The following is a 24,486-nucleotide window of genomic DNA, read 5'->3' on the forward strand; positions in this document are numbered from 1 at the left end:
TGTTCGCGCCGGGCCTTGAAGAACGTCCCCATGTTCTGGATGTCGCTGATGGCCGCCTCAGCGTCCGGAGAATGCCCGGGCCAGCGACCCAGTTCGAGTCATTCCCGACGCCGGACCAGACGGCGGGGTCAGGCTCCCTCGGGAGTCACGTCCGACTCCGGGTGGTCCGCAATGCCACCGGTGGACGCCCTGCTGCCCTGGACGAACTCCGGCAACAGGACTGTCACCGGCCCGTCAGCCATTCCTGCAGGTCAGCGAGCCCTTCCGCGCGGCTTGAGCGGCACCGGAGGCAGCGCAGGAGCAGGCAGCGGGGCGCCGTCGTACCCCTTGACCTCGCCGAACCGGGTCCCCGTCATCCAGTCCGCGCGAGCCTGTTCGATCTCCTCCTGGGTGCGTCCGATCCAGTTCCAGAACATGATGAGTTCCTCCTCGAACGGCTCGCCCCCCAACAGCATCAGATCCGCGTCCGACTCGGCGCGCAGCGGGAGTTCGGTGCGGCCGCAGCCGAGGTACAGCATCGATCCGGGAAGCACCGGTACACCGTCGACGTGGGCCTCGCCCGACATGGACAGCACGGCGTACTCGAAGTCCGTGTCGAGCGGCAGGCGTACGTCCGCCCCACGAGTGAGGCTGAGGTCGGCGCCGACGATCGGGGTGTAGGTCGTGCCGGGCGACGTCGCGCCGTCGAGGGAGCCGAGGATGAGCGTGGCCGTCAGGCCCGGCGCGGTGACCTGGGGCAACTCGGCGTGGTGCTCGAAGTGCGGGTCGGTGTGGCGGTGGCCGTCGGGGAGGGCGACCCACAACTGGGCGCCGTGCAGGAACCGGGCGTGGGACCTGGGGCTCTCCTCGGAGTGGCTGATGGCCCGGCCGGAGGTCATGAGGCCCAGCTCGCGCGGGCGGATCGTCTCGAGGCTGCCGGTGGAGTCGCGGTGCAGCACCTCGCCCTGGTGCAGCCAGCTCACGGTCTGCAGGCCCATGTGGGGATGCGGAGGCACCTGCATGCCGGGCTCGTCGGCGATGTCGTCGGGACCGTAGTGATCGACGAAGCACCACGCACCGACCATGCGGCGGCCCAGGTTGGGCAGCAGGCGGCGGACCTCGGTGGACTCGCCGAGCTTCACGCGGCGAGGGCTGAGGAGTTCCCGGACCGGCTCGGCCACCACGAAGCCGCGGCCACCGCACAGGGTCGGGGCCGCCTCGCGATCAAGATTGCTCATGGCGCTCAACCTAGCCCCGCGCGGGCTTCCACGTCAGGTCGACGAGCTCCGGGGCAATTAGTAGCCATGGATATAGTAGTCATGTACTTTATTCGCATCACCGAGGTCCGAAGAGACACCACAGAGGAACCGTCAAGGCACCGAGGAGCAGTCATGACCACCCCCGCACCCACTGTCGACGGCCGGGTCATCGGCCTGGCCCACTACGCCGGACGCGCGGTCCTGGAGAGCGTCGTGGACCAGTACGACCTGTCCTTCCAGCACCTGGTGACCCTGCGACTCGTCGCGGTCTCCGACGCCCCCGTCGAGCGCGACGCGGTCGTCGGACAGGTCGCCGACTCGCTCAAGGTCGGCGCCGCCGAAGTGCACGGCGTCGTCGAGGAACTGACCGCCAGGCGACTGGTGACAGCCGAGGGGCCGAAGCTGCTGGCCACCGATGCCGGACGGGAGCTGTACGCCACCGCGAGCGCCGAGACCTCGAAGATCTCGGCCCGGATCTACGCCGGTGTCCCCGCGGCGGACCTGGCGGCCGCGGGGCGGGTACTCGCCCTGGTCACCGAGCGTGCGAACGCGGAGCTGACCGCGCTCGCCGGGGAGCGCCCGAAGTAGTGGAATGTTTGACCACCTCGCCCGGTTGAAGCCCGCGAAGGAGGTCGACAGTGGAGATGACGTACTACGACCACGGAACGCCGGCCGAGCGCTGGGAGCGCGCGCGGATGTTCTTCGACGCGAAGGAGTACGCGGCCGCGGCGCGTGTCCTGGGCGGACTGGTCGAGGAGGTGCCCGAGCAGACCGGACCGCGGCTGCTGCTGGCCCGCGCCTACTACCACTCGGCCCAACTGCGGCGCGCGGAGAGCGAGTTGCGCGTGATCGTCGAGCGGGACCCGGTGGAGCACTACGCGCGGTTGATGCTCGGCCGCACGTTGCAGCGGCAGGGCCGGGACGACGAGGCCGAGCCGCACCTGCGTCTCGCCTCGGCACTCGCGGGCGACTTCGAAGAGCGCTGAACGACGACGGCTCGGGCCCGGCCCCCAGGTAGGGAGCCGGGCCCGAGCCGTGTCACGCCGCCCTCGGATTCGCCAGGACCCGCTACCCGGCGTCGACGCCGCTCGCCTGCGCGCGCCGCCCCCGCCGGTGGTCGATCTCGCCGAGCACGACGTCCACGGCGATGAACGCGGCCAGCGGAATGCCGAGCAGCGGGACGAAGTAGCCCAGCACGGCGATCGCCGCCACGCACGGCAGGAGGATCTGCGGCGGCACCTGCTGCCAGGCGCCGCGCGGTATCGGCCGGCCGAAGGCGGAGCCGCGGCCGCGCTGCCACCACATGCGGTAGCCCAGCACGATCAGCACGATCAGCGAGAGCGCGAGCAGCATCAGCGCGATCTGGTTGACCAGGCCGAACAGCACGCCCGTGTGCAGGTCGATGCCCCAGCGGGTCAGCTTGGCCAGCACCGGATGGTCCTCGAACCGCAGGACGTCGGTGACCTCGCCGGATGCCGGGTCGATCGCGACCGCGTCCTGCTTCGTGGGCCAGCTGCGCTGCGTCTGCTTCACGACGTACGCCGAGGAGGCGTCGGCGGGCGGGACGATCTCGACGGGGTCGCCGAGGCCCTCCGCGCGGGCGGCAGCCAGGACCTTGTCTAGGCCCACGCCGTGCTCCGCGTCCCCGGCCGAGGCGGACGCACCGTGGCCCGAGTGGTCACCGCCCGCGGACGCCGTGACCGACGGGGTGGAGTGACCGAGCGCCGTGCGCAGTTCGTCGATGTTCGCTCCGGCGTACGTCGACCAGGTCAGCCCGGTCGCCGACAGGAAGAGGAACCCGGCCGCCGCCCAGGCCCCGACCGTGCCGTGCAGCCCGAGCGAGCGGCGCCGCCCGCTGGTGCCGCGCAGCTTGCGCAGGGCGCGACGGCGGGAGAACCACAGCACCAGACCGCCGAGCGCGATCACCCCCAGCCAGCTCGCGGCGAACTCGCTGTACAGACGCCCGTTCTCGCCCAGGTGCAGGTCACGGTGGAACTCGTCGATCCAGGTACGCAGCGGCAGAGCGCCGGTCGCGCCGTACTGCTCCAGCGCGCCCTGCACCTTCGCCGTGTACGGGTCGACGAACACGGCCAGGGTGTGGTTCGGGTCGACGCCCTCGACGCCGGACAGCAGCACCCGGGTGGTCGCGTCGTCCTCGGGCGAGGGGCGGACGGCCGAGACGGTGCCGCCGGGATGAGCCTCCCTGGCGGCGGCCACCTGCTCGGATATAGGCAGCCTGGCGTCGCCGACGGCGGAGACGGTCATCTCGTCGGCGTAGACGATCTTCTCGGCCTGGAACGCGCCGGCGTACAGGAAGCCGGTGACGGCGGCGACGAACAGGAACGGCGCGACGAACACACCGGCGTAGAAGTGCAGGCGCAGGACCAGCGGGCGCAACGGCGCCCAGCTGCCGCGGGGCTTCGGCGCCGGGGCGGCGGGCTGCGGGGCCTCGTCCGTGGTGGTCGAGGGAGCGGTGGACATCGGCGGGCTTCTCCCGGGGCAGGGGACGTTTCTCGGTGGTGGCGGTCCAGAAGTCGGGAAGAAGCAGCGCCGAGTTCCCGGCGGATCATGTGGCCTGCGTCACACGGAAGAGCGGGGGTCGGCTCGGGGCTCCGTGGCATCCTGGCGCGATGGCTGCTTCCCGTGATCGCGCGCCCCTGGCCGAACTGGTCGAGGAACTCCTGGCGACGGACGGCCCGTTGCCGATCGTCGCGGCCGGTGATCCGGTGCTGCGGCGCGCCGCCGAGCCTTTCGAGGGACAGCTGGGGCCCCGTCTGCTGGCCCGTTTCGTGGAGGCGTTGCGGATCACGATGCACGCGGCCCCGGGCGTGGGCCTGGCGGCACCGCAGGTCGGGGTGGGGCTGCGGATCGCGGTGATCGAGGATCCCGCACCGGTGCCGGAGGAGGTGCGGCTGGTGCGCGGACGGGTGCCGCAGCCGTTCCGGGTGCTGGTCAACCCGTCCTACGCGCCGGTCGGCGGCACCCGGGCCGCGTTCTTCGAGGGCTGTCTGAGCGTGCCGGGCTGGCAGGCGGTGGTGGCCCGGCCCGCCGAGGTACGGCTGACCTGCGAGGACGAGAGGGGTCGCGCGGTGGACGAGGTGTTCACCGGCTGGCCCGCCCGGATCGTCCAGCACGAGACCGACCACCTGGACGGCACGCTCTACCTCGACCGTGCGGAGCCGCGCTCGCTGTCCTCGAACGAGGCGATGGCCCGGTGGTGGGCGCAGCCGACGCCTCAGGAGGCCGCGGCCTCCCTCGGCTTCGAGCTGCCCGGGTGACGCGCGTCAGTTGTCCCGGTACGCCTCCAGCAGCCGCAGCCACACCTCGCTGATCGTCGGGTACGACGGGACCGCGTGCCAGAGCCTGCTGATCGGGACCTGGCCGGTGACCGCGATGGTCGCGGAGTGGATGAGCTCGCCGACGCCGGGTCCGACGAAGGTGACGCCGAGGAGGATCTCGCGTTCGAGGTCGACGACCATGCGGGCGCGTCCCCGGTAGCCGTCGGCGTACAGGCCCGCTCCGGAGACGGAGGCGAGGTCGTGGTCGATGGCGCGGACCCGGTGTCCGGCCTGTTCCGCTTCCGCCAGAGAGAGCCCCACGGAGGCGGCCTCGGGGTCGGTGAAGACGACCTGGGGGACGGCGGCGTGGTCGGCGGTGGCCGTGTGCGCGCCCCAGGGCTCCGACTCCAGGGTCGCGGTCCCGGAGGCGCGGGCGGCGATGGCGGCGCCCGCGATCCGGGCCTGGTACTTGCCCTGATGCGTGAGCAGGGCACGGTGGTTGACGTCGCCGACGGCGTACAGCCACTCGTGGCCGGTGACCCGCAGGCTGTCGTCGACCTCCAGCCAGGAGCCCGGCTCCAGACCCACGGTGTCGAGGCCGATGTCGTCGGTGCGCGGGGCTCGGCCGGTGGCGAAGAGGATCTCGTCCGCCTCGACCCGGTCGCCGGCGTCGGTGACGACCACGACCGTGCCCCTCTCGCGGGTGACCGACGCGACGGAGGTGCCGGTGCGGACGTCGACGCCGGCCTCGGTGAGGGCCTCGGCGACGAGTTCGCCGGCGAAGGGTTCCATGCGGTTGAGCAGACCCTTGCCGCGGACCAGGAGCGTGACCCGGGAGCCGAGCGCCTGCCAGGCGGTGGCCATCTCGGTGGCGACCACTCCCCCGCCGACGACGACCAGCCGCCCGGGGGCCGCCTTGGCGCTGGTGGCCTCGCGGCTCGTCCAGGGCCCGACCTCCGCGAGGCCCGGCAGGTCGGGCAGGACGGCCCGGGTGCCGGTCGAGACGGCCACGGCGTGCCGGGCGGTCAGGACCTTCCGCTCGCCGTCGGGGCCGGTGACCGTGACCGTGCGGGGCCCGGCGAGGCGGCCGTGGCCGCGGTGGAGGTCGGCCCCGATGCTGTCGAGCCATCCGACCTGGCCGTCGTCCTTCCAGTGGGAGGTGTAGTAGTCGCGGTGGGCGAGGACCGCGGCCGTGTCGAGGGGGCCCTGGACCGCCTGGCTCAGGCCGGGTGTGCGGCGGGCGTCGGCGCGGGCGATGACCGGGCGCAGCAGGGCCTTGCTGGGCATGCACGCCCAGTACGAGCATTCGCCGCCGACCAGTTCGCTCTCCACGACCGCGGTGGAGAGGCCGGCCGCACGGGTGCGGTCGGCGACGTTCTCCCCCACGGGCCCGGCACCGAGCACCACGACGTCGTACGCGATGGATTCCGTTTCCGTCATGGGGTCAGTCTGGTGGGTGGTGTGCGCACAGGCCACATGGGTACGCGCGCGGAATACGGACCAGCGCCGCCGTGTTGTGCCCACGGCTTCGCCCCCACACCGAGGAAGTAGGGATCACGCCATGACCAGCACCGTGGAGCTGACCAAGGAGAACTTCGACCAGACGGTCACGGACAACGAGTTCGTCCTGATCGACTTCTGGGCGTCCTGGTGCGGGCCGTGCCGTCAGTTCGCGCCGGTCTACGACAAGGCCGCCGAGGAGAACCCGGACCTGGTGTTCGGCAAGGTGGACACCGAGGCGCAGCCGGAGCTGGCCGCGGCCTTCGGTATCCAGTCGATTCCCACCCTGATGATCGTCCGTGACCAGGTCGCCGTGTTCGCCCAGCCGGGCGCCCTGCCCGAGGCCGCCCTGACGGACGTCATCGGGCAGGCCCGCAAGCTCGACATGGACGAGGTCCGCAAGGCCGTCGCGGAGCAGCAGGCACAGGCCGAGCAGAACGGCGCGTGACCCTGCCGAGCAGCGTGGGTGACCCGTCGGACCGCTAGAACGGGTACGGCGCGACGTCCCCGCGCACCGTCGTCCAGCGGACGTCGGTGAAGGCCTCCAGGTTGGCCTCGCCGCCGAATCGGGCGCCGGTGCCGGACGCGGCGATGCCGCCGAACGGGGCGACGGCCTCGTCGTTCACGGTCTGGTCGTTGATGTGGACGATGCCGGTCGGGATCCGCTCGGCCAGGTCGAGCCCGCGGGCGGTATCCCGGGTGACGATGCCGAGCGAGAGGCCGTACGAACTGTCCGCGGCCAGGACGGCGGCCTCCTCGATGGTCGAGAAGGGCCGTACGGGCGCGACCGGCCCGAACACCTCCTCCGCGTACGCGGGTGTGCGGTCGCCGACGTCGGCGAGGACCGTGGGCCGGTAGAAGAGCTCCTCGTGCGTGCCGCCCGCGGCCAGCCTGGCGCCCTGGGCGGTGCTCGCCTGCACCAGGCCGTGCACCTTGGCGAGCTGGCCGGAGTCGATGACCGGGCCGAGATGGACCTGACCGCGGAAGGGGTCGCCGACGGCCAGCGAGTCGGCCTTCGCCGCGAGCCGCTCGACGTACTCCGCGTACACGGACCGGTGGACGAGGTGGCGGCCGGTGGTCATGCAGATCTGGCCCTGGTGGAAGAAGGACCCCCAGGCGGCGGTGGAGATCACCGCGTCGAGGTCGGCGTCCTCCAGCACGATCATGGCGGAGTTGCCGCCTAGTTCCAGGTGTGCGCGCTTGAGGTGGCGGCCTGCGGCCTCGCCGACGGCCCGGCCGGCCGCGGTGGAACCGGTGAAGGAGATCACCGGCACCCGCGGGTCGGCGACCAGGGCCTGGCCGGCGTCCGGGCCGCCGGGCAGGATGTGCAGCAGGTCCTCCGGCAGGCCCGCCTCGGCGAAGACCGCGGCGAGCGAGAGGCCGCCGCAGACGGCCGTGCGCGGGTCCGGCTTCAGGACGACCGCGTTGCCCAGGGCGAGCGCCGGGGCGACGGAGCGGATCGAGAGGATCAGCGGGGCGTTGAAGGGCGCGATGACGCCCACGACCCCGACGGGGACGCGTCGGGTGTAGGACAGTCGGGGTGCCTCGCTGGGCAGGATCTGTCCGGCCGGGCGGGAGGCGAGGGCGGCGGCCTCGTAGCACTCCTGGGCGGCGACGTGCAGTTCGAAGTCGGCCTTGCCCGGGATGGACCCGGACTCGCGGACCAGCCACTCGCGCAGTTCGGCGGCGTGCTCGGCGAACAGGTCGCCTGCCTTGCGCAGCACGCCGGCGCGGACGAAGTGGGGAACGCGGGCCCACTCCGCCTGGGCGGAGCGGGCGGCCTCGGCGGCGGTGCCGACGTCCTCGGCGGAGGCGAGGGTGACGGTGCCGAGCGTGTCGCCGGTGGCGGGCTCCGTGATGGTGTGTTCAGGGCCCGAAAGGGTGCGGGACTGCCAGGTCTTGGGGTCGAGCAACGGCATGACGGCTCTCCGTTCGATCACCGGTGGGACTCACAGCGGGAGCGGAAGTCCCGTGTAGTGGGCGGCCAGTTCGGCAGCTGCGTGGCGGGATGCGGTGATGCGGCGCAGCCGTGCGAGCTGCATCCGGTTCTCGAACGCATCCCCGTTTGGTTGAGCATGCAACATCCTAGTCATGTCGTCGGAGAACCGGGTGGCCTGCCACACCCTGGCCAGACACAACTCGGAATACCGGTCCAGGAGTTGCGTGGACCCGGTGCCGTACAGGCCGGTGAGGGCGCGGGCCAGGAGGCGGACGTCGGACACCGCGAGGTTGAGGCCCTTGGCTCCGGTCGGCGGGACGATGTGCGCGGCGTCCCCGGCCAGCAGCAGCCGTCCGTGGCGCATCGGCTCGTGGACGTGACTGCGCATCGGCGTCACGGACTTGGCGGTGACCGGGCCGCGGCCCAGCGTCCAGTCGGCGTCGATCGCGAAACGGGCGGCGAGTTCGTCCCAGATCCGGTCGTCGGGCCAGTCCCCGGGGTCGGTCCCGTTGGGAACCTGGAGGTAGAGCCGGGAGACGGACGGGGAGCGCATGCTGTGCAGGGCGAACCCGCGCTCACCGCGCGCGTAGATCAACTCGTCGCAGGACGGCGGGACATCGGCGAGGATGCCCAGCCAGGAGTACGGGTAGTCGTGGGCGTACGTCCGGCTGCCCGCCGCCGGGAAGGCGTCACGGGCGATGCCGTGGAAGCCGTCACAGCCGACGACCCAGTCGCAGGCCAGCGTCCGCTCCCGGCCCTCGTGACGGAAACGGACGACGGGCTGCTCACTCTCCGGCTTCTCGACCGACAGCGCCTCCGCCTCGAACAACAGCGGCGGCCCGTCGGCGAGTTGCAGCGCCACGAGGTCCTTCACGATCTCGGTCTGGGCGTAGATCGTGACGGTACGGCCGCCGGTGAGAGCCGGGAAGTCGATGCGGTGGCGTTCGCCCGCGAACCGCAGCTCGATGCCGTGGTGCACCAGCCCCTCGGTGTCGAGCCGGTCGGCGGCCCCGGCCTCGTGCAGGGCGTCGACCGTGCCCTGCTCCAGCATTCCGGCCCGCTGGCGCTGTTCGACGTACTCCCGCGTCCTGCTCTCCAGGACCGCGCAGTCGATGCCGGCCCGGTACAGCAGTCGGGCCAGGAGCAGCCCTGCGGGGCCGCCGCCGATGATGCCGACCGTCGTGCGCATGGCCCGCCTCCCTGGGGATCAGCTGGAGTCGCGGTGCACCACCGTGGCTCCCAGCACCGTGTGCGTCTCGGGCGCGGCACCGGGGTTGCGCACCGCGCGGTCGACCAGTTCGGCCAGGTCGCGGCCGGACGGCAGTTCGATGTGCACGGTACTCAGTCTGGGCCGTAGCAACCGTCCGAGCATCAGGTCGTCGGCACCGATGACCGCCGCCTCGTCCGGGATGGCGACGCCCTCGTCCTGCAGGGCCCGCATCAGCAGCATCGCGTACTCGTCGTTGTAGGCGAAGACGCCGTCCAGGCCGAGCTCGCGCCAGCCGGCGGCGAGCCGGGCGGCGGCGGACTCCTCGTAGGCGAGCGGCAGCTCGGTGACCGTGGCGTCGGTGCCGTGCAGGGCCCGTCGTACGCCTTCGAGGCGGGGCGTGGAGAAGGAGCCGAGGCACGGTTCCTCGGGCACGACGACGCCGATGCGGCGCCGGCCGCGGGCATACAGGTGGGTCCCGGCGCAGTGCCCGACGGCCTCGTGGTCCATGAGCAGGGCGTGGGCGCCGTCCACGGCCTCGGGGCCGAGGGTGACCACGGCCCGGGCACCGGAGCGCTTGAGCACGGTCACACCCTTGGGATGCAGACCGGAGCCGGGCACCAGCACCGCGACCGGCCTGAGCTCGGCCCAGGCACGGGCGGCCTCGTCGCCGTGCACACCGACCGTGCCGAACTGTACGACCGTGTAGTCGAGGCGTCCGAGGGCCCACTGGAGCTCGCTGATGAACTGGCTGTAGAGCGGGCCGACCGGGAAGCTCGGCGCGGGCATCAGCACCATCCTGCTGTGCCCGGCGCGCAGACTGCGGGCGGCCGCGTGCGGCACGTACCCGAGTTCCTTCGCGGCCTCGTGGACCCGTCGGCGGGTGGGCTCACTGATCCGGACGGCGCTGGTGTTGTTCAGGACGTAGGAGACGGTCGCGCGCGACACGCCGGCCAGGCGGGCCACATCGGCGCTCGTGGGCACGGAGCGCGGTACGGGCGACGCGGGGGCGGGCGTTTTCGGTATCTGCACCATGACGTACCGCATCTTTGCAGAACCTGTGCGCACGACTTTCGTCTGGGGGAACCTTCGTGACGAAGGCGCTGGTGAGCGCGGCGGCCTAGTGCGGGGCCGACGGCGGCCCGGTCTCCGTGGCCGTCATCCGGTCGACCAGGTCGCACCAGCCGGACTCCAGGCGCTCCAGGGGCATCCCGCACTGCCTGGTGAGGTGATGGACGAGGACCGGGCTGAGATAGCCCATGAGGGTGTGGGCGAGGAGTTCGGCGTCCGCGTGCGGGGCCGCCTGCCGCAGCAGCAGGGCGACATGACTGAACAGGACGCGGCGGGCCGGGACGGAGAAACGGCGCTCCGGGCTCGGTTCGGCGGCCAGTTGCAGTTCGAGTTCGTCCGCCGAGCGGCGCAGGAGAGCGCAGCCGAACGCCCGCAGCCGCTCGGCCGGGTGCGCTCCGGGGCCCAGCGGCGGGGGGCCGCTGAGGAAGGCGGCCTGGAACTTCTTCTCGGAGTGGTCCAGCAGCGCGGTCAGCAGGCCGGTGCGGTCTCCGAAGCGCCGGAAGACGGTCCCCTTGCCGACGTTGGCGGCGGTGGCCACCGCCTCCATCGTCACGCCGGCGGCGCCGTGCTCCGCGACCAGACGGGCGGCCGCCTCCAGCAGCCGGGCCCGGTTGCGCGCGGCGTCGGCCCGCAGGCAGGGCTCCTCCTCGGCGGTCCCGACCTGGAGCAACCCGGGCCGCTCGACAGGCTCCTGGGACTGCGGGATCGGAGGCAGGACGGCGGACATGAAAACAGCGTAAAGCATCGGAACAGAACTGGACCGCGGTCCGGTTAGGATGCTAGAAAGTTAAACGGACCTCGGTCCGGATCGTAAACGGCAGTGTTTTCAGTACCCTGGAGTTTCATATGTCTGTTCGTATCCTCGCGCTCGTCGGCAGCCTTCGCGCCGGTTCGACCAACCGCCAGCTCGCCGAGGCGGCCGCCAAGCACGCTCCCGAAGGCGCCGACGTGGTGCTGTACGAGGGCCTGGCCGAGATCCCCTTCTACAACGAGGACGTCGACGTCGAGGGCAGCGTCCCGGCCGCCGCGGCCAAGCTGCGCGAGGCCGCCGGCGCGGCGGACGCCTTCCTGCTCTTCTCGCCCGAGTACAACGGCACCATCCCGGCCGTCCTGAAGAACGCCATCGACTGGCTGTCCCGTCCGTACGGCGCCGGCGCCTTCGGCGGCAAGCCCGTAGCCGTGGTCGGCACCGCCTTCGGCCAGTACGGCGGCGTCTGGGCGCAGGACGAGGCCCGCAAGGCCGTGGGCATCGCCGGCGGCCGGGTGATCGAGGACCTCAAGCTCTCCATCCCGGGCTCCCTGACCCGTTTCGCCGAGACCCACCCGGCCGACGACGCCGAGGTCGCCGAGCAGCTCACCGAGGTGGTCGCCCGTCTGCACGGCCACGCCGGCGAGGCGGTCGCCGCCTGACGCGTACCGGACCCCGGCAGGGGGCTGGAACCGCCGAATCACCGCAGGTCCCAGAGGGGGCCGGAGCCCGCGCGGGGCTCCGGCCCCCTCCTTTGCGTCGCCCTGCTCGTCACGCCACCGCCGTGGGCGCCAGGTCCCGCAGCTCCTCCAGCGCGGCCACCACCGCGGGGCGTGTGCGGCCGCCCGTGCGGGTACAGGTGAGCAGTTTGCGGTGCGGGTCGCCCGTGCAGTGCACCCGTGCGATCGGCAGGTGCGGGGTGAGGTGGGCCAGCCTCGGGATCAGCGCGACGCCGAGCCGGTGGGCGACCAGATGAGCGGTGACGTTCCAGTCCAGCGCGTGGTGCACCACGTCGGGCGTGAACCCGGCCTCACCGCACGCCGAGAGCACATGCGGACGGCACGGACTCTCCGGCACCGGGGCGATCCAGGGCTCGTGCGCCGCCTCCGCGAGGTCGACGCGGGCCCGCCCGGCCAGCGGATGGTCCTCGGGGACGACCAGGTCGAACGGGTCGTCCAGCAACGGCTGCTGGTCGAAGCGGGCGTCGCCGAGCGGCGGGTTGTGCGGGGTCGCCTCGACCACCGCCAGGTCGGTCTCGCCCTCGAAGAGCAGGTCGAAGCTCGCGGGCACCACCGCCTCCTGGATCCGGACCGCGAGCCGCGGATGCCGCTCCCGCAGCCGGACCGCCATCGGGGCCAGCAGCACCGAGACGGCCACCGGGAATCCGCTGACACGCAGCGGCCCCGCGGGTTCGCCGTGGTCGGCACGGAGGTCGAGTTCGGCCTGTTCCCAGCGGGCCTGGATGGCGTCGGCGTGCGCGAGCAGGCTCTCGGCGGCCGGGGTGAGCCGCACCCCGCGACCCTGTGGTTCGAGGAGGTCGACGCCCAGGTCGCGGGCGAGCTGGCGGATCTGCTGGGAGGCGGCGGACGGCGTGAAGTGCAGGGCGCCCGCCGCGGCGGTGACGGTGCCGTAGTGCGCCACCGCCCGCAGGACATGGAGTCGGCGCAGATCAATCATGAAGCCCACGCTTCAAGGTCGGCTCCAGAAAGTCAACCTGGACGTGTACGGAGGTGCCGACGCACCCTGGCTGTGTCGCGACGGCCCACCAGCCCTCCGCACGAAGGAGTTCCCATGATCAGCACGACCGGCACCGTCTGCCCGCACTGCGGCTGGCCCGACGACGCCGAGCCCTTCCAGGTGGTGTCCCGGCACGGCACGGCGGCGGGCGGCACGGTGTGGACCCGCTGCGGCTGCGGTTCGCTCCAGGTCCGGATCGTCGACGGCCGGGGCACCCGGATCGTCTCCCGCAGCCGTCCGGCGGCGGCTCAGCCGAGCTCGACCTGTCGCTGACCGGGCGGTGCCGCGCAGCCCTCGACCCACTCGGCGGCTCCCCGACGCGCGGGGCCAGGACACCGTGTCGATGCCCGGGCCGCCGCGGGCCGCGACGCGCCTGCCCCGTCCGACCTCGCCCGGACCTGGGGTCGCCCGGACCTGGGGTCGCGCGGACTTGGGGTCGCCCGGACCTGGGGTGGCCGACCGACAGCCGGCCCGCGCACCCGCCGGTCAAACCACGCGCTCCGCCTCGGCCTCCTCCTGCTTCTTCGAGGCCCTCAGGCTGGTGACGGTGGTGACCGCGAGGACCAGCACGATGAACCCGAGCGAGAAGGGGATGCTGATCTCCGGGACGTGGACGCCGGACTCGTGCAGTGCGTGCAGGACCAGCTTGACGCCGATGAAGCCGAGAATGATCGACAGGCCGTAGCTGAGGTGGACGAGCTTCTTGAGCAGTCCGCCGATGAGGAAGTACAGCTGCCTGAGCCCCATCAGCGCGAACGCGTTGGCCGTGAAGACGATGTACGGATCCTGGGTCAGCCCGTAGATGGCGGGGATGGAGTCCAGGGCGAACAGCACGTCGGTGGAGCCGATCGCCAGCATCACGACCAGCATCGGGGTCATGACCCGCTTGCCGTTCTCCTCGACCCACAGCTTGGTGCCGTGGTAGCGGTCGGCCACGCCGAATCGCTTCTCCACCGCTTTGAGCAGCTTGTTCTCCTGGTACTCCTCCTCGTGCTCCTCCTTGCGGGCGTCCTGGATCAGCTTCCAGGCGGTCCAGATCAGGAAAGCGCCGAAGAGGTAGAACACCCACGAGAACGTGGAGATGATCGCCGCGCCGGCCGCGATGAACGCGGTGCGCAGGACCAGGGCCATGACAACGCCGACCATCAGGACGCGCTGCTGGTACTGGGACGGCACCGCGAACTTCGCCATGATCAGGACGAAGACGAAGAGGTTGTCGACGCTCAGCGACTTCTCGGTGACATAGCCGGCGAAGAACTCGCCCGTGGGCTTGGCTCCTCCGTAGAAGAACAGCCCGATGCCGAAGAGACACGCGAGGACGACCCAGACGACGGTCCAGGTCCCGGCCTCTCTGATCGACACCTCGTGCGGTTTTCGGCCGATGAAGAAGTCCACGGCGACCAACGCGCACAGACCGGCCACGGTCAACAGCCAGACAGTCAGAGAGACGTTCACAGATACTCCTGGTACATGGGGGGCATCGACAGCGTTGTCAGCACATCCGAACCCTTCCACCGACAGCAGGTGAAGAACAGGCCATGTCCTGGTAAAGAACAGCAGGTCATATCGGGGCATGGCCGGAAGTCGCGGGCGCCCACCCGCCGGACGGCGGGCAGCTTCCGCCGTCCGGCGGCGCCCCGGAGGAGCGCCGGTGCGCGGACCATGGCGCAACGAGCCGCCGCGTTCCCGCGTGAGGAGAACCCCCATGAGCCACGTTCCGCCCCCGTTCGACCCGGAGCTCGCCGCAGCCCTGGACCTGATCAAGGACGTCCTGTCCCCCGGTCTCGCCCCGGACGAGATCGACGCCGTACGGCAGGGCCCGGGCATTCAGATGCTCGCCGAACTGGACCTCACCCTGGACGGCTGCTTCAAGGTCGAGGACCGCACGGTGCCGGGGCCCGAGGGTGCTCCCGACATCTCGCTGCTGATCTGCCGGCCGACCGCCCAGGAGTTCGTGGGCGTAGCGCAGCCGGTCCTCTACCACGTGCACGGCGGCGGCATGGTCCTCGGCAACAACAGGGTCGGCGTGGACGGTCCGCTGGCCTGGGCGAAGGAGCTGGGCGCGGTGGTGGTGTCGGTCGAGTACCGGCTGGCCCCCGAGAACCCCTATCCCGCCCAGATCGAGGACGTCTACGCCGGGCTCGTGTGGACGGCCGCGCACGCGGCGGAGATCGGCGGTGACCCGGAGCGGATCGTGCTGGCGGGCGCCAGCGCGGGCGGTGGCCTGTCCGCGGCGCTCGCCCTGCTCACCCGTGACCGCAAGGGGCCGCGCCCGCTGGGGCAGCTGCTGATGTGCCCGATGCTGGACGACCGCAACGAAACTCTCTCCTCGCACCAGATGGCGGGCCTCGGCGTGTGGGACCGTACGGCGAACGAGACCGGCTGGGGCGCGCTGCTGGGCGACCTGCGCGGTGGCCCGGACGTGCCGGCGTACGCGGCGCCGGCCCGGGCCGAGGACCTGTCCGGCCTGCCGCCGGCCTTCCTCGACGTGGGTTCGGCGGAGACCTTCCGGGACGAGGTCGTCGCCTACGCCTCCCGTCTCTGGCAGGCGGGCGGGCGGGCCGAGCTGCACGTGTGGCCCGGCGGCTTCCACGGCTTCGACGGTTTCGCCCCCCAGGCGGCCCTCTCCCAGGCGGCCCGGGCGGCCCAGCTGACGTGGCTGCGGAGGCTGTTGGGCGACTGACCGAAGCCGGGCTGCCCGCCTTCGCCCGCGCCTTCGGGGCCGTACGCCGACGGTGGTCCGGTCCCTTCGCCTCAGGGACCGTACGCCGGAAGCGATCCGGCCCCGTCCCACAAGCTCCACAAAACACGACGGCATGGCGCACCATGGACCTATGAAGGAGCTGGCCGGGCGCCTGACCGCGCTGGATCCGGACGCCGGTGCCGCCGTCCAGGTCATCGCCTATTTCGACCGACTGGCCGAGTCCCGGGCCGGTCTGGAGGCACTGGTGCGCGGGGCCGCGGTGCTGGCCGGGGTGCCCGCGCGGCTGGTCGACGCCGACCGGCGGGTGCGGGTCCGCGTGGAAGCCGACGGCACGCGCCGGGAGACGGACCTCCCGCCGGACGCCGCCTGGCCGTCGGCCGCGCTGACGCCGGGCGGGGCTCCGGCGCTGTGGCTGGAGCGGGCGCAGGCGACGCCCAGCGTGGTCGACGCGGTGATCCTCGAGCGGGCCGCCGGTGCCGTGCGCCTGGTCCTGGACCGCACCCGGGGCCGGGCTCCGGCCGACGATCCCGCCCTGGTCGAGACGGTCCTGGACGCCACGGCCCCGGAACCGGCCCGGCTGCACGCGGTCCGCGGGCTCGGCCTGGACCCGGCGGCGCCGGCCCGCGCGCTGGCCCCGCACGACGGACGCCCGCGGATCGTCCCCGCGCACCCGGAGACCGGACTCCCCGCCGGCCGGCTCGGCGTCGGCCCCGCCGGACCGGTGTTGGAGCTGCCGCACTCCTGGGCCGCCGCCCGTGTCGCCCTCCGCTTCACCGCCGACGGCACCGCGCAGGACCCCGGACCACGGGTGGTGTACGCCGACGAGCTCGGCGGTATCGCCCTGCTGGCCGACCTCGTCGCCCCCGGCTCCGAACCGGCGCCCGACGTCCGGGCGTTGGAGGCGGCCGCCGCGACCACACCCTGGCTGCTGGCCACGCTGCACGCCGTGGCGTCGACGGCGAGCCTGCGCGCGGCTGCCACCGAGAGCAACGTGCACCACTCCACGCTCCAGGACCGGCTGACCCACGCCGAACACCTGCTGGGCTGGCCGCTGCGCACGCCGCAGGGCCGGCTCAGGCTGCATCTGGCCCTGACGATGCGGCATCTGTCGCGGTCGTAGCGGTCGCACCGACGCCCGGCCGCCGGGCCCGGCGGCCCGCCCCTTCGGCGGTCAGTGGAACTCGTGCACGACCTCGATCCGGCCGACGACGTGGGCGTTGAACTCGTCGAGTTCCTCGGCGGGCACCCACAGTTCGAGGATCGTCCGCCCGCCCACCTGCCGGACGGGGTAGCGGCCTAGGAACCCGGTGTCGACTTCGAAGCGGGTGACGAAGCCCGCGCCGTCGTGCTTGACGTTCCAGTCGCGGGCGATCCGGACCGCGTAGTCCTCGTCGAGGACCGGGTAGAAGATCGGCTGTTCGGGCAGCCGCGGCGGCCAGGCCCGCCAGTCCAGCTCACGGACCAGGGCCAGCTCCGCGGGTCCGGTGGGGCGCCACAGGGTGGTCGTGGCTCGACGGCCGGTCATGGGGATCGCACTCCGTACTCGGTCCGGCCGCCTGTACGGCCGGTTCGGACCTGGACGGTATCGAGGCCGCCTTCGCGAGGGCCACTGGGTTACGGAGGTCCTTGCATGCGCGCTATAACCGCACCCGCTGGAACTTTCACACATGCCCTATCCTGGATGGCCAGCCACTTCGGGCCGGAGGAGCACGCCTCATGACCGCCACAGACCCCGCACTCACCGCTCTCGCACAGGGCTGGTGCGCCCTCTCCCTGCTGCACGGCAGGATCGAGGCCCACATCGAGCGCGCCCTGCAGGCGGGACACGACCTCAGCGTGCGCGAGTACTCCCTGCTCGACGTCCTCAGCCGCCAGCACGACGGAGAGGGCGGCCACCTCCAGATGAAGCAGGTCGCCGACGCCGTCGTCCTCAGCCAGAGCGCCACCACCCGCCTGGTCACCCGCCTCGAGGACCGCGGTCTGCTCTCCCGCTACCTCTGCCCCACCGACCGGCGCGGCATCTACACCAACGTCACCCAGGCCGGCCTCACGCTCCTGGAAGAAGCCCGCCCGACCAACGAGACGGCCCTGCGCGAAGCCCTCGACACGGCCGCCCGCACCCCCGAACTCGCGCCCCTCGTCCACGCCGTGGAAACCCTCAAGGTCCCCGCCTGAGCCCCTGCCCCGCAGGTCAGCGGGACAGGGACCGGGTGAGCCCCAGAGCCTGTCGTTTGGATCATGCCGGCGTCGCGGGGCGTGGCACGCGCATCTGCCGCGTTGCCGTCGGTTGTCGACGTCCCCCACGTCGGTTGTCGACGTCCCCCACGTCGGTTGTCGACGTCCCCCACGTCGATTGTCGACGTCCCCCAGCCTTCGGCCGGGGGTGCCCCCACCGCGTCGCCGCCCTCCTCCGCCTCGCAGCTGCAGGCACCACGCCCCGCTCGGGTCGGCCGAGAGGCGCGGTGCCTCCCAGCCGGCCTGATCCAAACGACGGCCCTAGTCCACGGTCAGCACCAGCTTGCCGCGGGTGTGCCCGTCGCGGCTGATGCGCCAGGCCTCCGCGGCCTCCGCGAGCGGTAGCGCCCGGTCGATGTGGACGGTCAGCCGGCCCTGGTCGGACAGTTCGGCGAGGGCGGTCAGGTCAGCCGGGTCGGGACGCACCCACACGTAGTGGCCGCCGTTCTCCAACGCCGTGTGGTCGGCGATGGACGCCAGCCGCTCGGGCCGCTTCAGGACCTGCCGGGACACGTCGACCGCGTCGCCGCCGACGAAGTCGAGGGCCGCGTCGACGCCGTCCGGGGCCAGTGTGCGGATCCGGTCGACGAGGCCCTCCCCGTAGGTCACGGGCTCCGCGCCGAGGGAACGTACGAAGTCGTGGTTGCGTTCGCTCGCCGTGCCGATGACCCGGGCACCGAGCGCGGCGGCGATCTGGACGCCGAACATACCGACGCCGCCGGCCGCGGCATGGACGAGGACGGTCTCGCCGGCGACGACACCGACGCGCTGGATCGACTGGTAGGCGGTCAGGCCGGCCAGCGGCGCTCCGGCGGCCTGCTCCCACGAGAGCGAGGCGGGCTTGCGCGCCAGCATGCGCACATGGGCGGAGACCAGCTCGGCGTAGGTCCCGAGCTGCACCGAGTCCTTGCGGACATAGCCGAACACCTCGTCGCCGGGTGCGAACTCCTCGACGTCCAGTCCGACGCGCTCGACGACCCCGGCCACGTCCCAGCCGGGGATCATCGGGAAGTGCGTCTCCATGAGGGCGTCGAGGAGCCCCTCTCCGAGTTTCCAGTCCACCGGGTTCACACCGGCCGCCTTGACGCGGACGAGGACCTCTCCGGGAGCCACCTTGGGGTCGGGGTGGTCCGCGAGCTTCAGATCATCGGGCTGACCGTACTTCTGCAGTGTCATTGCCTTCATCCCTCCATGAAAGCAAACGGCGTTTGCAATCAACCCGCGCCTGTAATTACCCGCCACCTCTCGACCGCCGCCCCTCCCCGGGACCCCTCCGCCCAGGTGAGTGGCCTTGATCACCGTTGACCAGCTCGCGGGCGCGGCCGTACAAAGGGCCGTATGAGCCTGCCGCAGCTTCCTCTGTCCGGGATCACCGTGGTCAGCCTGGAGCAGGCGGTGGCCGCCCCCTACGCCACGCGTCAACTCGCCGACCTCGGCGCCCGGGTCATCAAGGTGGAGCGCCCTGGCGACGGCGACTTCGCGCGCCGCTACGACACGACCGTGCACGGCCACTCCAGCTACTTCGTGTGGCTCAACCGCTCCAAGGAGTCCCTCACGCTGGATCTCAAGGACCCCCGGGGCCTCGACATCCTGCACGAACTCCTGGACGGCGCCGACGTATTCGTGCAGAACCTCGCACCGGGCGCCGCCGACCGGCTCGGCCTTGGCGCGGCGGCCCTCCAGGAGCGCCGGCCGCGGCTGATCCCGTGCACGATCTCCGGCTACGGCACGAGCGGCCCGTGGGCCGACCGGAAGTCCTACGACCTGCTGGTGCAGTGCCAGACGGGGCTGGTCTCGCTGACCGGCACCGCCGACGAGACGGCCCGCGTGGGAGTCTCCGTCGCCGACATCGCGGCCGGCATGTACGCCTACACGGGCGTCCTCACCGCCCTGTACACCCGCGCCACCACCGGGACGGCACATCCCGTGGAGGTGTCCCTGTTCGAGGCGCTGGCCGAGTGGATGGGCCAGCCCGCCTACTACACCCGCTACGGCGGCACCCAGCCGCCCCGCCTGGGAACCCAGCACGCCACCATCGCCCCCTACGGCACCTACACCGCCGCCGACGGCAAGGACGTGCTGTTCTCCATCCAGAACGAACGGGAGTGGGTGGCCCTGTGCGCCGGCTTCCTCGGGCGGCCCGAGCTGGCCGACGATCCGCGCTTCGCCACCGGCTCCGCCCGGGTCGCCCACCGCGAGGAGCTCAACACCGTCGTCGCCGAGCGGGTCGCGTGCTCCGACGCCGCGGAGATCCTCGAGGACCTGGAGGGCATCGACATCGCCTGCGCCGGCGTCAACGACGTCGCCGCGTTCCTCGACCACCCGGTCCTGGCCGGCCGGGACCGCTGGCGCGAGGTGGGTGTGCCCGGCGGGGCCCTGGTGGAGGCGCTGGTGCCACCGGCCGACCTCGCGGGCCTGCCCGCGCGCATGGACCCCGTGCCCGCCGTGGGCGAACACACCGAGGCGATCCTCACCGAACTCGGACGCGACGCCGCCGACATCGAGGCGCTGCGTGCCGACGCCGTGGTCTGAGCGGTCCTCCGCGGCCGGGGCTCACCGGGCCACCGCGACCTCGGCGTCGGAGTACCGGGTGGTCAGACGCTCGTCGGCTGGTTGCGCGCGACCCTGAACCCCACGTCGTCGACACGGAAGGTGGGGTGGCTGCGGCGCCGTACGGACGCCCGGCAGCTCCACTGCTCGTCGAACCAGCCACCGCCCCGCAGCACCCGGTAACTGCCGTAGACCTCGGGGTCGTAGAGGTCCCAGCACCACTCCCAGACGTTGCCGAGCATGTCGTACAGGCCCCACGGGTTGGGCCGCTTGGTGCCCACCTCGTGGATCCGCTCCTCGGAGGTGCCCCGGTACCAGGCGATCTCGTCGAGCGGCCCGTAGCGCGGTCCGGTGGTGCCGGCGCGGCAGGCGTGCTCCCACTCCGCCTCGGTCGGCAGCCGGTAGCCGTCGGCGCCCGCGTCCCACTCGGCTGTCTCACCGTCGGGGTGGACGCGGTAGGCGGGTGCCAGGCCCTCCAGTCGGGACAGGTCGTTGCAGAACCGGACGGCGTCTGTCCAGGACACGCTCTCGACGGGGAACCGGTCGCCCGCGGCGCCGCCCGGCCGGGCTCCGGTCACCCGGTCGTACAGCTCCCGGGTGACCGGACGCGCCGCCAGCAGGCAGGGTGCGAGCTTCACCTCCCACCTGCGTTCGGTCCGCCGGTCCGACAACGTGACCTGTCCCGCCGGTACGGCGACCATCTCGTGCTCCGGGTTCGTGTCCACCCGCGGATGATCTCACCCGGCGGGCGGCCTCCCCAGGGCGGTTCCTCGCCGTTCCCGGCACTCCCGGCACTCCTGGCGCTCCTGGCCCTTCCTCGACCTTCGTCGCCCTTCCGCGCAGACCTGAGCCGAGAGTTCAGCCTCTCCGGTCGAGCGCGATGGCGGCGGCCGGGCAGACGCTCGCCGCCTCGTGAACGGCCGGGCGCAGTACCGCGGGCGGCTCCGCGTCGAGCAGGACGACCACGCCGTCCTCGTCACGCTGGTCGAACACGTCGGGCGCCACCATCACGCACTGCCCGGCGCCACAGCACTTCACTTCGTCCACGGTGATCCTCATCGCGCCCCTCCTGGTCCCGACGTGCCCGTCACCACCGCACCGGCAGCTCGTGCAGCCGGCCGACGACGAGGCCCTCGACGCGGCGCAGTTCGTCGGCCCCGACCGCGAGGTCGAGGGTGGGCAGGCGGCGCAGCAGGACGTCGAGCACGACCTGCAGTTCGGTGCGGGCCAGTGGCTGCCCGAGGCAGGAATGGGCGCCGGCACCGAAGGCGAGGTGCGGGTTGGGGCTGCGGCCCAGGTCGAGTTCGCCGGCACTCTCGAACGCGGAGTCGTCCCGGTTGGCCGCGGCCATGCTGCACACCACGGTGGTCCCGGAGGGCAGCAGCCCGCTGGAGATCTCGGCGTCCTCGTGCAGGAACCTCGGCAGCCCGAAGCCGCCGTTGGGGTCGAAGCGGAGGATCTCCTCCACGGCCGTCCGCACCAGGGTCCGGTCGGCGGCCAGTCGCTCCCAGTGCCGGCGGTCGGCCAGCAGCATGGCCACCATCTTGGCGATCATGCTCGCGGTGGTCTCGTGTCCGGCGACCAGCAGTGCCTGTGCGGTGGCGACCAGCCCCGCGTCGCTCATCGGCCGACCCTCGGCATCGGTGACGGCGAGGAGTTCGCTGAGCAGGTCGTCGCCCGGCTGCTCGCGTTTGGTGTCGACGAGGTCGGTGAGACAAGCGGTGAACTCGTGCTGCGCGGCGTCGATCTCGGTCCCGCTGTACTCGGTCAGGCTGAGGGTGACGTCGGACCAGTGCGCGAACCTGTCCCGGTCGCTCTCCGGGGCGCCGAGCATGTCGCAGATGACCCAGACCGGCAGCGGGAAGGCCAGGTGCGTGACGAGGTCCGCCGGTTGGCCGTGTTCGAGCATCCCGTCGACGAGCCGGTCGGCCGTCGCCTCGATGCCGGGACGCAGGGCGGCCATCCGCCTGGCGGTGAACCACTTGCCGACCATCCGGCGCCAGCGCGCGTGTCCCTCGGCGGCGAGGGTGTTCGCCACCGGGCTGTTGAACAGCCCGCCCGACTCGGTGTCGATGATCCTGGCCGCGCCCGGGGCGTTCAGCTCGCGCGTGAACCGGGGGTCGGCCAGCACGCTCCGGACGTCCTCGTACCGCGTGACCAGAGCCGCTTCGTCACCGCTGGGCAGCTTCACCCGCGCCACCGGGCACTGCTGCCGCAACCGGGCCCACTCCGCGGGCGGTTCCAGGGCGGCGGGGGCGGGAAGCGGGTAGTCCAGCGGCTGCTCGATGGGTACGTCGCTCAAGTGGGCCTCCTGTGGGGGGAGAGGTGGGGCTCCGAGAGCCCAGCCAAGCCACCCCACAGGAGCAAAGTCAAGCAGTTGACTTAAAAACCGGCCAGCTGGACCGGCCCGCCCGGCGACGGATCATCGGGGCGTCGGATCAGAGGCCGTAACGGCTCTTGAGGTGACGCCAGAAGTCGCGGAACATCCACTTGTCGAACTCCGTGATCTGCGCGGCGCTGCCGGCCTTCATGAGGAAGCAGCACTGGCCGGTCGGCGTCCAGTCGTAGAAGTCGTCGAGGCCGAAGGTGTGGCCGACTTCGTGCAGGTAGATGTGGATGTTCTCCTGGTTCAGCGCGCCGGTGAAGTACTCCTGTCCGACCCGCTGCCCCCAGTCGCCGCCGGCACCGCCCTGGAATCCCTTGGTCAGCCACAGCGACTGGTCGTAGTGACGGGCCGCGCCGCCCGGGCACTTCGAGTAGTTGCCGTCCTGATGGAAGAAGCGCCCGCAGTCCGGCGCGCACTGCGGGGCGCCGCCCTCGTCCAGGTTCCCGGCGTAGATGTCGACGGAGTTGTCCGTCCACTGCAGGGTCGACCGGTTCTTCACCGCCCAGCCGACGATGTTGACGGGGACGTTGGTGTAGGGCCAGGCGTTGTGGCCCGTGCCGCCCTCGACCATGACCGACATCCACTTCCCGAACTGCTTCTTCAGCGCGGTGTGGATCCGGTCGCGCAGGGCGGCGCTGACGGGGGCGTCCGACTCCCAGCGGACGCAGTAGTTGACGCTTCCCCTGTTGGCCATGACCTGGTCCCAGCCGTAGTTCCGGAAGCCGTAGAGGTTGGGGTAGGTCGACTGGACGTGGTTCCAGACCTCGTTGAGGGGTTGGACCAGGTTGGCGGGCGGGTTCCAGGTGTCGGCGGCCTGCCCTGGCGGGACGGCTGCGATGACCGGGGTGCCGGTGGCCTGTCCGGCGGCGGCGGCGGCCTGTCCGGCAGCGGCTGCGGATGCGGCCGCGACCGGGGACGCCGCGGTCGGTGCCGAGGGCGCCGCGGCCTGGGCCGGGCTGATCGCCAGGCCCGGCGCTGCGAGGATCGCCGCCAAGGCGGCTAAGACGGCGACCAGACGCGCAATGCGGGTGCGCATGGTGAACTCCCTTGGTGGGGGTACGGGATTTCCCCCTCAGGTCGCCACCGACCGCCGACAGGTTGCCGTGAACATGGCAGAAACGGCCCAGGCGGCACACGACGAGGTCGCCGTGTGCCGCCTGGGCCGTTGTCGTGAGGCCTTCGCGGCGAGATGGTCGTGAGCCGCCTGCTGCTCAGGAGGCCGGCAGTGCGTCCACGGGCAGCTCCGCAGCCGGAGGTGCCACTGCCGGAAGGTCCGCTGCGGGGAGTTCCGACACGGGCAGCTCCGCCGCCGGAGGTTCCGCCACCGGCAGCTCTGCCGCGGGCAGTCCGCCGCCCAGCAGCCCCGTGACCAGTCCGATCACCGGCGTCAGAAGCCCGGTCACCGAGCCCAGCACCGCGCCCAGGTCGAGCGAGGTCAGCGAGCTCACCAGCCCGTCGACCGCCGACTGGAGGGACGTGAGCAGGTCCGACACGGGGTCGGCGGCCGCCGCCGCGGTCGCCGGGACGGCGGAGGCCGCCAACCGCTGCTGCACGGCGGTGTGCGCGGTCCGTACGGACTTCGCGTACGCCGCCGCCTCGGCCGCGTCGAGACGGCCGCCGTTCGTCGCGGCGATGGAGCTCACGGCGTCGACCAGTGGAGTGACCACCTCGGCGCGGTCCGCACGCTCCAGCGCGTCGAGCCGTTTCACGACCGCGTCCGCCGCGGGCGCGGACCACGCGACCGCGGCCCGGTCCGCGGCCTCTGACGAGATGTCGCTCACGGCGGCGGCCGTGCCGGCCGGCACGAGCAGCAGGGCCGAACACAGCAGTGGCGGCAGCAGGAGACCGCGGGATACCAGGGGGCGCATGCACGTTCCTTTCGAAATCGCTGTT

The 24,486-nt window shown here is 72.2% G+C and carries 26 protein-coding genes; 10 read left to right on the forward strand and 16 right to left on the reverse strand.

Annotated elements, in window-relative coordinates:
* Window positions 1–251: 251 nt before the first annotated feature.
* A complete protein-coding gene (locus AQJ84_RS22155) occupies window positions 252–1,217 on the reverse strand; it encodes a pirin family protein (RefSeq protein WP_030041711.1) in 966 nt (321 codons plus the stop codon).
* A gap of 153 nt (window positions 1,218–1,370) precedes the next feature.
* Between AQJ84_RS22155 and AQJ84_RS22160 the strand changes: the two genes are divergently transcribed.
* Together AQJ84_RS22160 and AQJ84_RS22165 are read left to right on the forward strand one after the other, a co-directional pair.
* Complete coding sequence (locus tag AQJ84_RS22160) at window positions 1,371–1,826, forward strand: hypothetical protein (RefSeq protein ID WP_030041710.1); 456 nt, start codon at window positions 1,371–1,373, stop codon at window positions 1,824–1,826.
* Between the two features lie 50 nt (window positions 1,827–1,876).
* A complete protein-coding gene (locus AQJ84_RS22165; RefSeq protein WP_059198856.1) occupies window positions 1,877–2,224 on the forward strand; it encodes a tetratricopeptide repeat protein in 348 nt (115 codons plus the stop codon).
* Between the two features lie 82 nt (window positions 2,225–2,306).
* Here AQJ84_RS22165 and AQJ84_RS22170 read toward each other — a convergent pair whose 3' ends face one another.
* Complete coding sequence (locus AQJ84_RS22170) at window positions 2,307–3,719, reverse strand: PepSY-associated TM helix domain-containing protein (protein WP_053191799.1); 1,413 nt, start codon at window positions 3,717–3,719, stop codon at window positions 2,307–2,309.
* Between the two features lie 149 nt (window positions 3,720–3,868).
* Between AQJ84_RS22170 and AQJ84_RS22175 the strand changes: the two genes are divergently transcribed.
* Complete coding sequence (locus AQJ84_RS22175; protein WP_030041708.1) at window positions 3,869–4,516, forward strand: peptide deformylase; 648 nt, start codon at window positions 3,869–3,871, stop codon at window positions 4,514–4,516.
* A 6-nt stretch (window positions 4,517–4,522) separates the two neighbouring features.
* On the opposite strand, the gene AQJ84_RS22180 is transcribed toward AQJ84_RS22175, so the two are convergent.
* Window positions 4,523–5,956, reverse strand: coding sequence for a dihydrolipoyl dehydrogenase family protein (locus tag AQJ84_RS22180; protein ID WP_030041707.1), 1,434 nt, complete (start codon window positions 5,954–5,956; stop codon window positions 4,523–4,525).
* Window positions 5,957–6,077: 121 nt separating this feature from the next.
* Between AQJ84_RS22180 and trxA the strand changes: the two genes are divergently transcribed.
* Entirely contained in the window at window positions 6,078–6,464 is a 387-nt protein-coding gene (gene trxA, locus AQJ84_RS22185) for a thioredoxin (RefSeq protein ID WP_030041706.1), read from the forward strand.
* Between the two features lie 34 nt (window positions 6,465–6,498).
* Here the strand turns inward: trxA and AQJ84_RS22190 are convergent, their stop codons facing one another.
* The 4 genes from AQJ84_RS22190 to AQJ84_RS22205 form a co-directional block, all read right to left on the reverse strand.
* Complete coding sequence (locus AQJ84_RS22190; RefSeq protein WP_030041705.1) at window positions 6,499–7,935, reverse strand: benzaldehyde dehydrogenase; 1,437 nt, start codon at window positions 7,933–7,935, stop codon at window positions 6,499–6,501.
* 30 nt (window positions 7,936–7,965) lie between these two features.
* Window positions 7,966–9,144, reverse strand: a complete 1,179-nt coding sequence (locus AQJ84_RS22195; protein ID WP_053191797.1) for a 4-hydroxybenzoate 3-monooxygenase — start codon at window positions 9,142–9,144, stop codon at window positions 7,966–7,968.
* Between the two features lie 18 nt (window positions 9,145–9,162).
* On the reverse strand, window positions 9,163–10,197 hold the full coding sequence (locus AQJ84_RS22200; protein WP_164873100.1) for a LacI family DNA-binding transcriptional regulator: 1,035 nt from the start codon (window positions 10,195–10,197) through the stop codon (window positions 9,163–9,165).
* 85 nt (window positions 10,198–10,282) lie between these two features.
* The gene (locus AQJ84_RS22205; protein WP_053191795.1) at window positions 10,283–10,960 is read right to left on the reverse strand and encodes a TetR/AcrR family transcriptional regulator; all 678 of its coding nucleotides are present in this window, start codon (window positions 10,958–10,960) and stop codon (window positions 10,283–10,285) included.
* A 119-nt stretch (window positions 10,961–11,079) separates the two neighbouring features.
* Between AQJ84_RS22205 and AQJ84_RS22210 the strand changes: the two genes are divergently transcribed.
* Entirely contained in the window at window positions 11,080–11,643 is a 564-nt protein-coding gene (locus tag AQJ84_RS22210) for an NAD(P)H-dependent oxidoreductase (protein ID WP_030041699.1), read from the forward strand.
* A gap of 109 nt (window positions 11,644–11,752) precedes the next feature.
* Here the strand turns inward: AQJ84_RS22210 and AQJ84_RS22215 are convergent, their stop codons facing one another.
* Window positions 11,753–12,658, reverse strand: a complete 906-nt coding sequence (locus AQJ84_RS22215) for a LysR family transcriptional regulator (protein WP_030041698.1) — start codon at window positions 12,656–12,658, stop codon at window positions 11,753–11,755.
* Between the two features lie 114 nt (window positions 12,659–12,772).
* Between AQJ84_RS22215 and AQJ84_RS22220 the strand changes: the two genes are divergently transcribed.
* A complete protein-coding gene (locus AQJ84_RS22220; protein WP_030041697.1) occupies window positions 12,773–12,991 on the forward strand; it encodes a hypothetical protein in 219 nt (72 codons plus the stop codon).
* Between the two features lie 213 nt (window positions 12,992–13,204).
* On the opposite strand, the gene AQJ84_RS22225 is transcribed toward AQJ84_RS22220, so the two are convergent.
* Window positions 13,205–14,173, reverse strand: coding sequence for a TerC family protein (locus tag AQJ84_RS22225; protein ID WP_030041696.1), 969 nt, complete (start codon window positions 14,171–14,173; stop codon window positions 13,205–13,207).
* A 250-nt stretch (window positions 14,174–14,423) separates the two neighbouring features.
* On the opposite strand from AQJ84_RS22225, the gene AQJ84_RS22230 reads away from it, so the two are divergent.
* Both AQJ84_RS22230 and AQJ84_RS22235 read left to right on the forward strand, forming a co-directional pair.
* Window positions 14,424–15,401 (forward strand): alpha/beta hydrolase, encoded by a 978-nt coding sequence (locus AQJ84_RS22230; RefSeq protein WP_030041695.1) that lies wholly within the window; start codon window positions 14,424–14,426, stop codon window positions 15,399–15,401.
* Between the two features lie 151 nt (window positions 15,402–15,552).
* A complete protein-coding gene (locus AQJ84_RS22235) occupies window positions 15,553–16,542 on the forward strand; it encodes a helix-turn-helix domain-containing protein (RefSeq protein ID WP_053191793.1) in 990 nt (329 codons plus the stop codon).
* Between the two features lie 51 nt (window positions 16,543–16,593).
* Here the strand turns inward: AQJ84_RS22235 and AQJ84_RS22240 are convergent, their stop codons facing one another.
* The gene (locus tag AQJ84_RS22240) at window positions 16,594–16,947 is read right to left on the reverse strand and encodes a hypothetical protein (RefSeq protein ID WP_053191791.1); all 354 of its coding nucleotides are present in this window, start codon (window positions 16,945–16,947) and stop codon (window positions 16,594–16,596) included.
* Window positions 16,948–17,138: 191 nt separating this feature from the next.
* On the opposite strand from AQJ84_RS22240, the gene AQJ84_RS22245 reads away from it, so the two are divergent.
* Window positions 17,139–17,597 carry a MarR family winged helix-turn-helix transcriptional regulator gene (locus tag AQJ84_RS22245; RefSeq protein WP_030041690.1) on the forward strand — a complete coding sequence of 153 codons (459 nt, stop codon included), beginning with the start codon at window positions 17,139–17,141 and terminating at the stop codon, window positions 17,595–17,597.
* 321 nt (window positions 17,598–17,918) lie between these two features.
* On the opposite strand, the gene AQJ84_RS22250 is transcribed toward AQJ84_RS22245, so the two are convergent.
* On the reverse strand, window positions 17,919–18,842 hold the full coding sequence (locus tag AQJ84_RS22250) for an NADP-dependent oxidoreductase (protein WP_030041689.1): 924 nt from the start codon (window positions 18,840–18,842) through the stop codon (window positions 17,919–17,921).
* A 153-nt stretch (window positions 18,843–18,995) separates the two neighbouring features.
* On the opposite strand from AQJ84_RS22250, the gene AQJ84_RS22255 reads away from it, so the two are divergent.
* Window positions 18,996–20,189, forward strand: coding sequence for a CaiB/BaiF CoA transferase family protein (locus AQJ84_RS22255; RefSeq protein WP_030041688.1), 1,194 nt, complete (start codon window positions 18,996–18,998; stop codon window positions 20,187–20,189).
* 62 nt (window positions 20,190–20,251) lie between these two features.
* Here the strand turns inward: AQJ84_RS22255 and AQJ84_RS22260 are convergent, their stop codons facing one another.
* The 5 genes from AQJ84_RS22260 to AQJ84_RS22280 form a co-directional block, all read right to left on the reverse strand.
* Window positions 20,252–20,908 carry a formylglycine-generating enzyme family protein gene (locus tag AQJ84_RS22260; RefSeq protein WP_198536329.1) on the reverse strand — a complete coding sequence of 219 codons (657 nt, stop codon included), beginning with the start codon at window positions 20,906–20,908 and terminating at the stop codon, window positions 20,252–20,254.
* A 157-nt stretch (window positions 20,909–21,065) separates the two neighbouring features.
* Window positions 21,066–21,266 carry a ferredoxin gene (locus AQJ84_RS22265; protein ID WP_030041686.1) on the reverse strand — a complete coding sequence of 67 codons (201 nt, stop codon included), beginning with the start codon at window positions 21,264–21,266 and terminating at the stop codon, window positions 21,066–21,068.
* Window positions 21,267–21,294: 28 nt separating this feature from the next.
* Window positions 21,295–22,509, reverse strand: coding sequence for a cytochrome P450 (locus AQJ84_RS22270; protein ID WP_030041685.1), 1,215 nt, complete (start codon window positions 22,507–22,509; stop codon window positions 21,295–21,297).
* 136 nt (window positions 22,510–22,645) lie between these two features.
* On the reverse strand, window positions 22,646–23,629 hold the full coding sequence (locus tag AQJ84_RS22275) for a hypothetical protein (RefSeq protein ID WP_030041684.1): 984 nt from the start codon (window positions 23,627–23,629) through the stop codon (window positions 22,646–22,648).
* A gap of 175 nt (window positions 23,630–23,804) precedes the next feature.
* Window positions 23,805–24,461 (reverse strand): hypothetical protein, encoded by a 657-nt coding sequence (locus AQJ84_RS22280; RefSeq protein WP_063785373.1) that lies wholly within the window; start codon window positions 24,459–24,461, stop codon window positions 23,805–23,807.
* Window positions 24,462–24,486 lie beyond the last annotated feature (25 nt).

This window comes from Streptomyces resistomycificus (genome assembly GCF_001514265.1).
In the GTDB taxonomy this organism is placed as follows: Bacteria; Actinomycetota; Actinomycetes; order Streptomycetales; family Streptomycetaceae; genus Streptomyces; species Streptomyces resistomycificus.

Bases quoted from the DNA above. Each gene is read 5' to 3' on its own strand.
- AQJ84_RS22205 (WP_053191795.1), bottom strand. From the start codon at position 10,960: ATGTCCGCCGTCCTGCCTCCGATCCCGCAGTCCCAGGAGCCTGTCGAG.
- AQJ84_RS22170 (WP_053191799.1), bottom strand. From the start codon at position 3,719: ATGTCCACCGCTCCCTCGACCACCACGGACGAGGCCCCGCAGCCCGCC.
- AQJ84_RS22200 (WP_164873100.1), bottom strand. From the start codon at position 10,197: ATGGTGCAGATACCGAAAACGCCCGCCCCCGCGTCGCCCGTACCGCGC.
- AQJ84_RS22160 (WP_030041710.1), top strand. From the start codon at position 1,371: ATGACCACCCCCGCACCCACTGTCGACGGCCGGGTCATCGGCCTGGCC.
- AQJ84_RS22210 (WP_030041699.1), top strand. From the start codon at position 11,080: ATGTCTGTTCGTATCCTCGCGCTCGTCGGCAGCCTTCGCGCCGGTTCG.
- trxA (WP_030041706.1), top strand. From the start codon at position 6,078: ATGACCAGCACCGTGGAGCTGACCAAGGAGAACTTCGACCAGACGGTC.
- AQJ84_RS22275 (WP_030041684.1), bottom strand. From the start codon at position 23,629: ATGCGCACCCGCATTGCGCGTCTGGTCGCCGTCTTAGCCGCCTTGGCG.
- AQJ84_RS22215 (WP_030041698.1), bottom strand. From the start codon at position 12,658: ATGATTGATCTGCGCCGACTCCATGTCCTGCGGGCGGTGGCGCACTAC.
- AQJ84_RS22265 (WP_030041686.1), bottom strand. From the start codon at position 21,266: ATGAGGATCACCGTGGACGAAGTGAAGTGCTGTGGCGCCGGGCAGTGC.
- AQJ84_RS22245 (WP_030041690.1), top strand. From the start codon at position 17,139: ATGACCGCCACAGACCCCGCACTCACCGCTCTCGCACAGGGCTGGTGC.
- AQJ84_RS22280 (WP_063785373.1), bottom strand. From the start codon at position 24,461: ATGCGCCCCCTGGTATCCCGCGGTCTCCTGCTGCCGCCACTGCTGTGT.
- AQJ84_RS22190 (WP_030041705.1), bottom strand. From the start codon at position 7,935: ATGCCGTTGCTCGACCCCAAGACCTGGCAGTCCCGCACCCTTTCGGGC.
- AQJ84_RS22155 (WP_030041711.1), bottom strand. From the start codon at position 1,217: ATGAGCAATCTTGATCGCGAGGCGGCCCCGACCCTGTGCGGTGGCCGC.
- AQJ84_RS22180 (WP_030041707.1), bottom strand. From the start codon at position 5,956: ATGACGGAAACGGAATCCATCGCGTACGACGTCGTGGTGCTCGGTGCC.
- AQJ84_RS22260 (WP_198536329.1), bottom strand. From the start codon at position 20,908: ATGGTCGCCGTACCGGCGGGACAGGTCACGTTGTCGGACCGGCGGACC.
- AQJ84_RS22195 (WP_053191797.1), bottom strand. From the start codon at position 9,144: ATGCGCACGACGGTCGGCATCATCGGCGGCGGCCCCGCAGGGCTGCTC.
- AQJ84_RS22255 (WP_030041688.1), top strand. From the start codon at position 18,996: ATGAGCCTGCCGCAGCTTCCTCTGTCCGGGATCACCGTGGTCAGCCTG.
- AQJ84_RS22230 (WP_030041695.1), top strand. From the start codon at position 14,424: ATGAGCCACGTTCCGCCCCCGTTCGACCCGGAGCTCGCCGCAGCCCTG.
- AQJ84_RS22235 (WP_053191793.1), top strand. From the start codon at position 15,553: ATGAAGGAGCTGGCCGGGCGCCTGACCGCGCTGGATCCGGACGCCGGT.
- AQJ84_RS22250 (WP_030041689.1), bottom strand. From the start codon at position 18,842: ATGAAGGCAATGACACTGCAGAAGTACGGTCAGCCCGATGATCTGAAG.
- AQJ84_RS22175 (WP_030041708.1), top strand. From the start codon at position 3,869: ATGGCTGCTTCCCGTGATCGCGCGCCCCTGGCCGAACTGGTCGAGGAA.
- AQJ84_RS22240 (WP_053191791.1), bottom strand. From the start codon at position 16,947: ATGACCGGCCGTCGAGCCACGACCACCCTGTGGCGCCCCACCGGACCC.
- AQJ84_RS22220 (WP_030041697.1), top strand. From the start codon at position 12,773: ATGATCAGCACGACCGGCACCGTCTGCCCGCACTGCGGCTGGCCCGAC.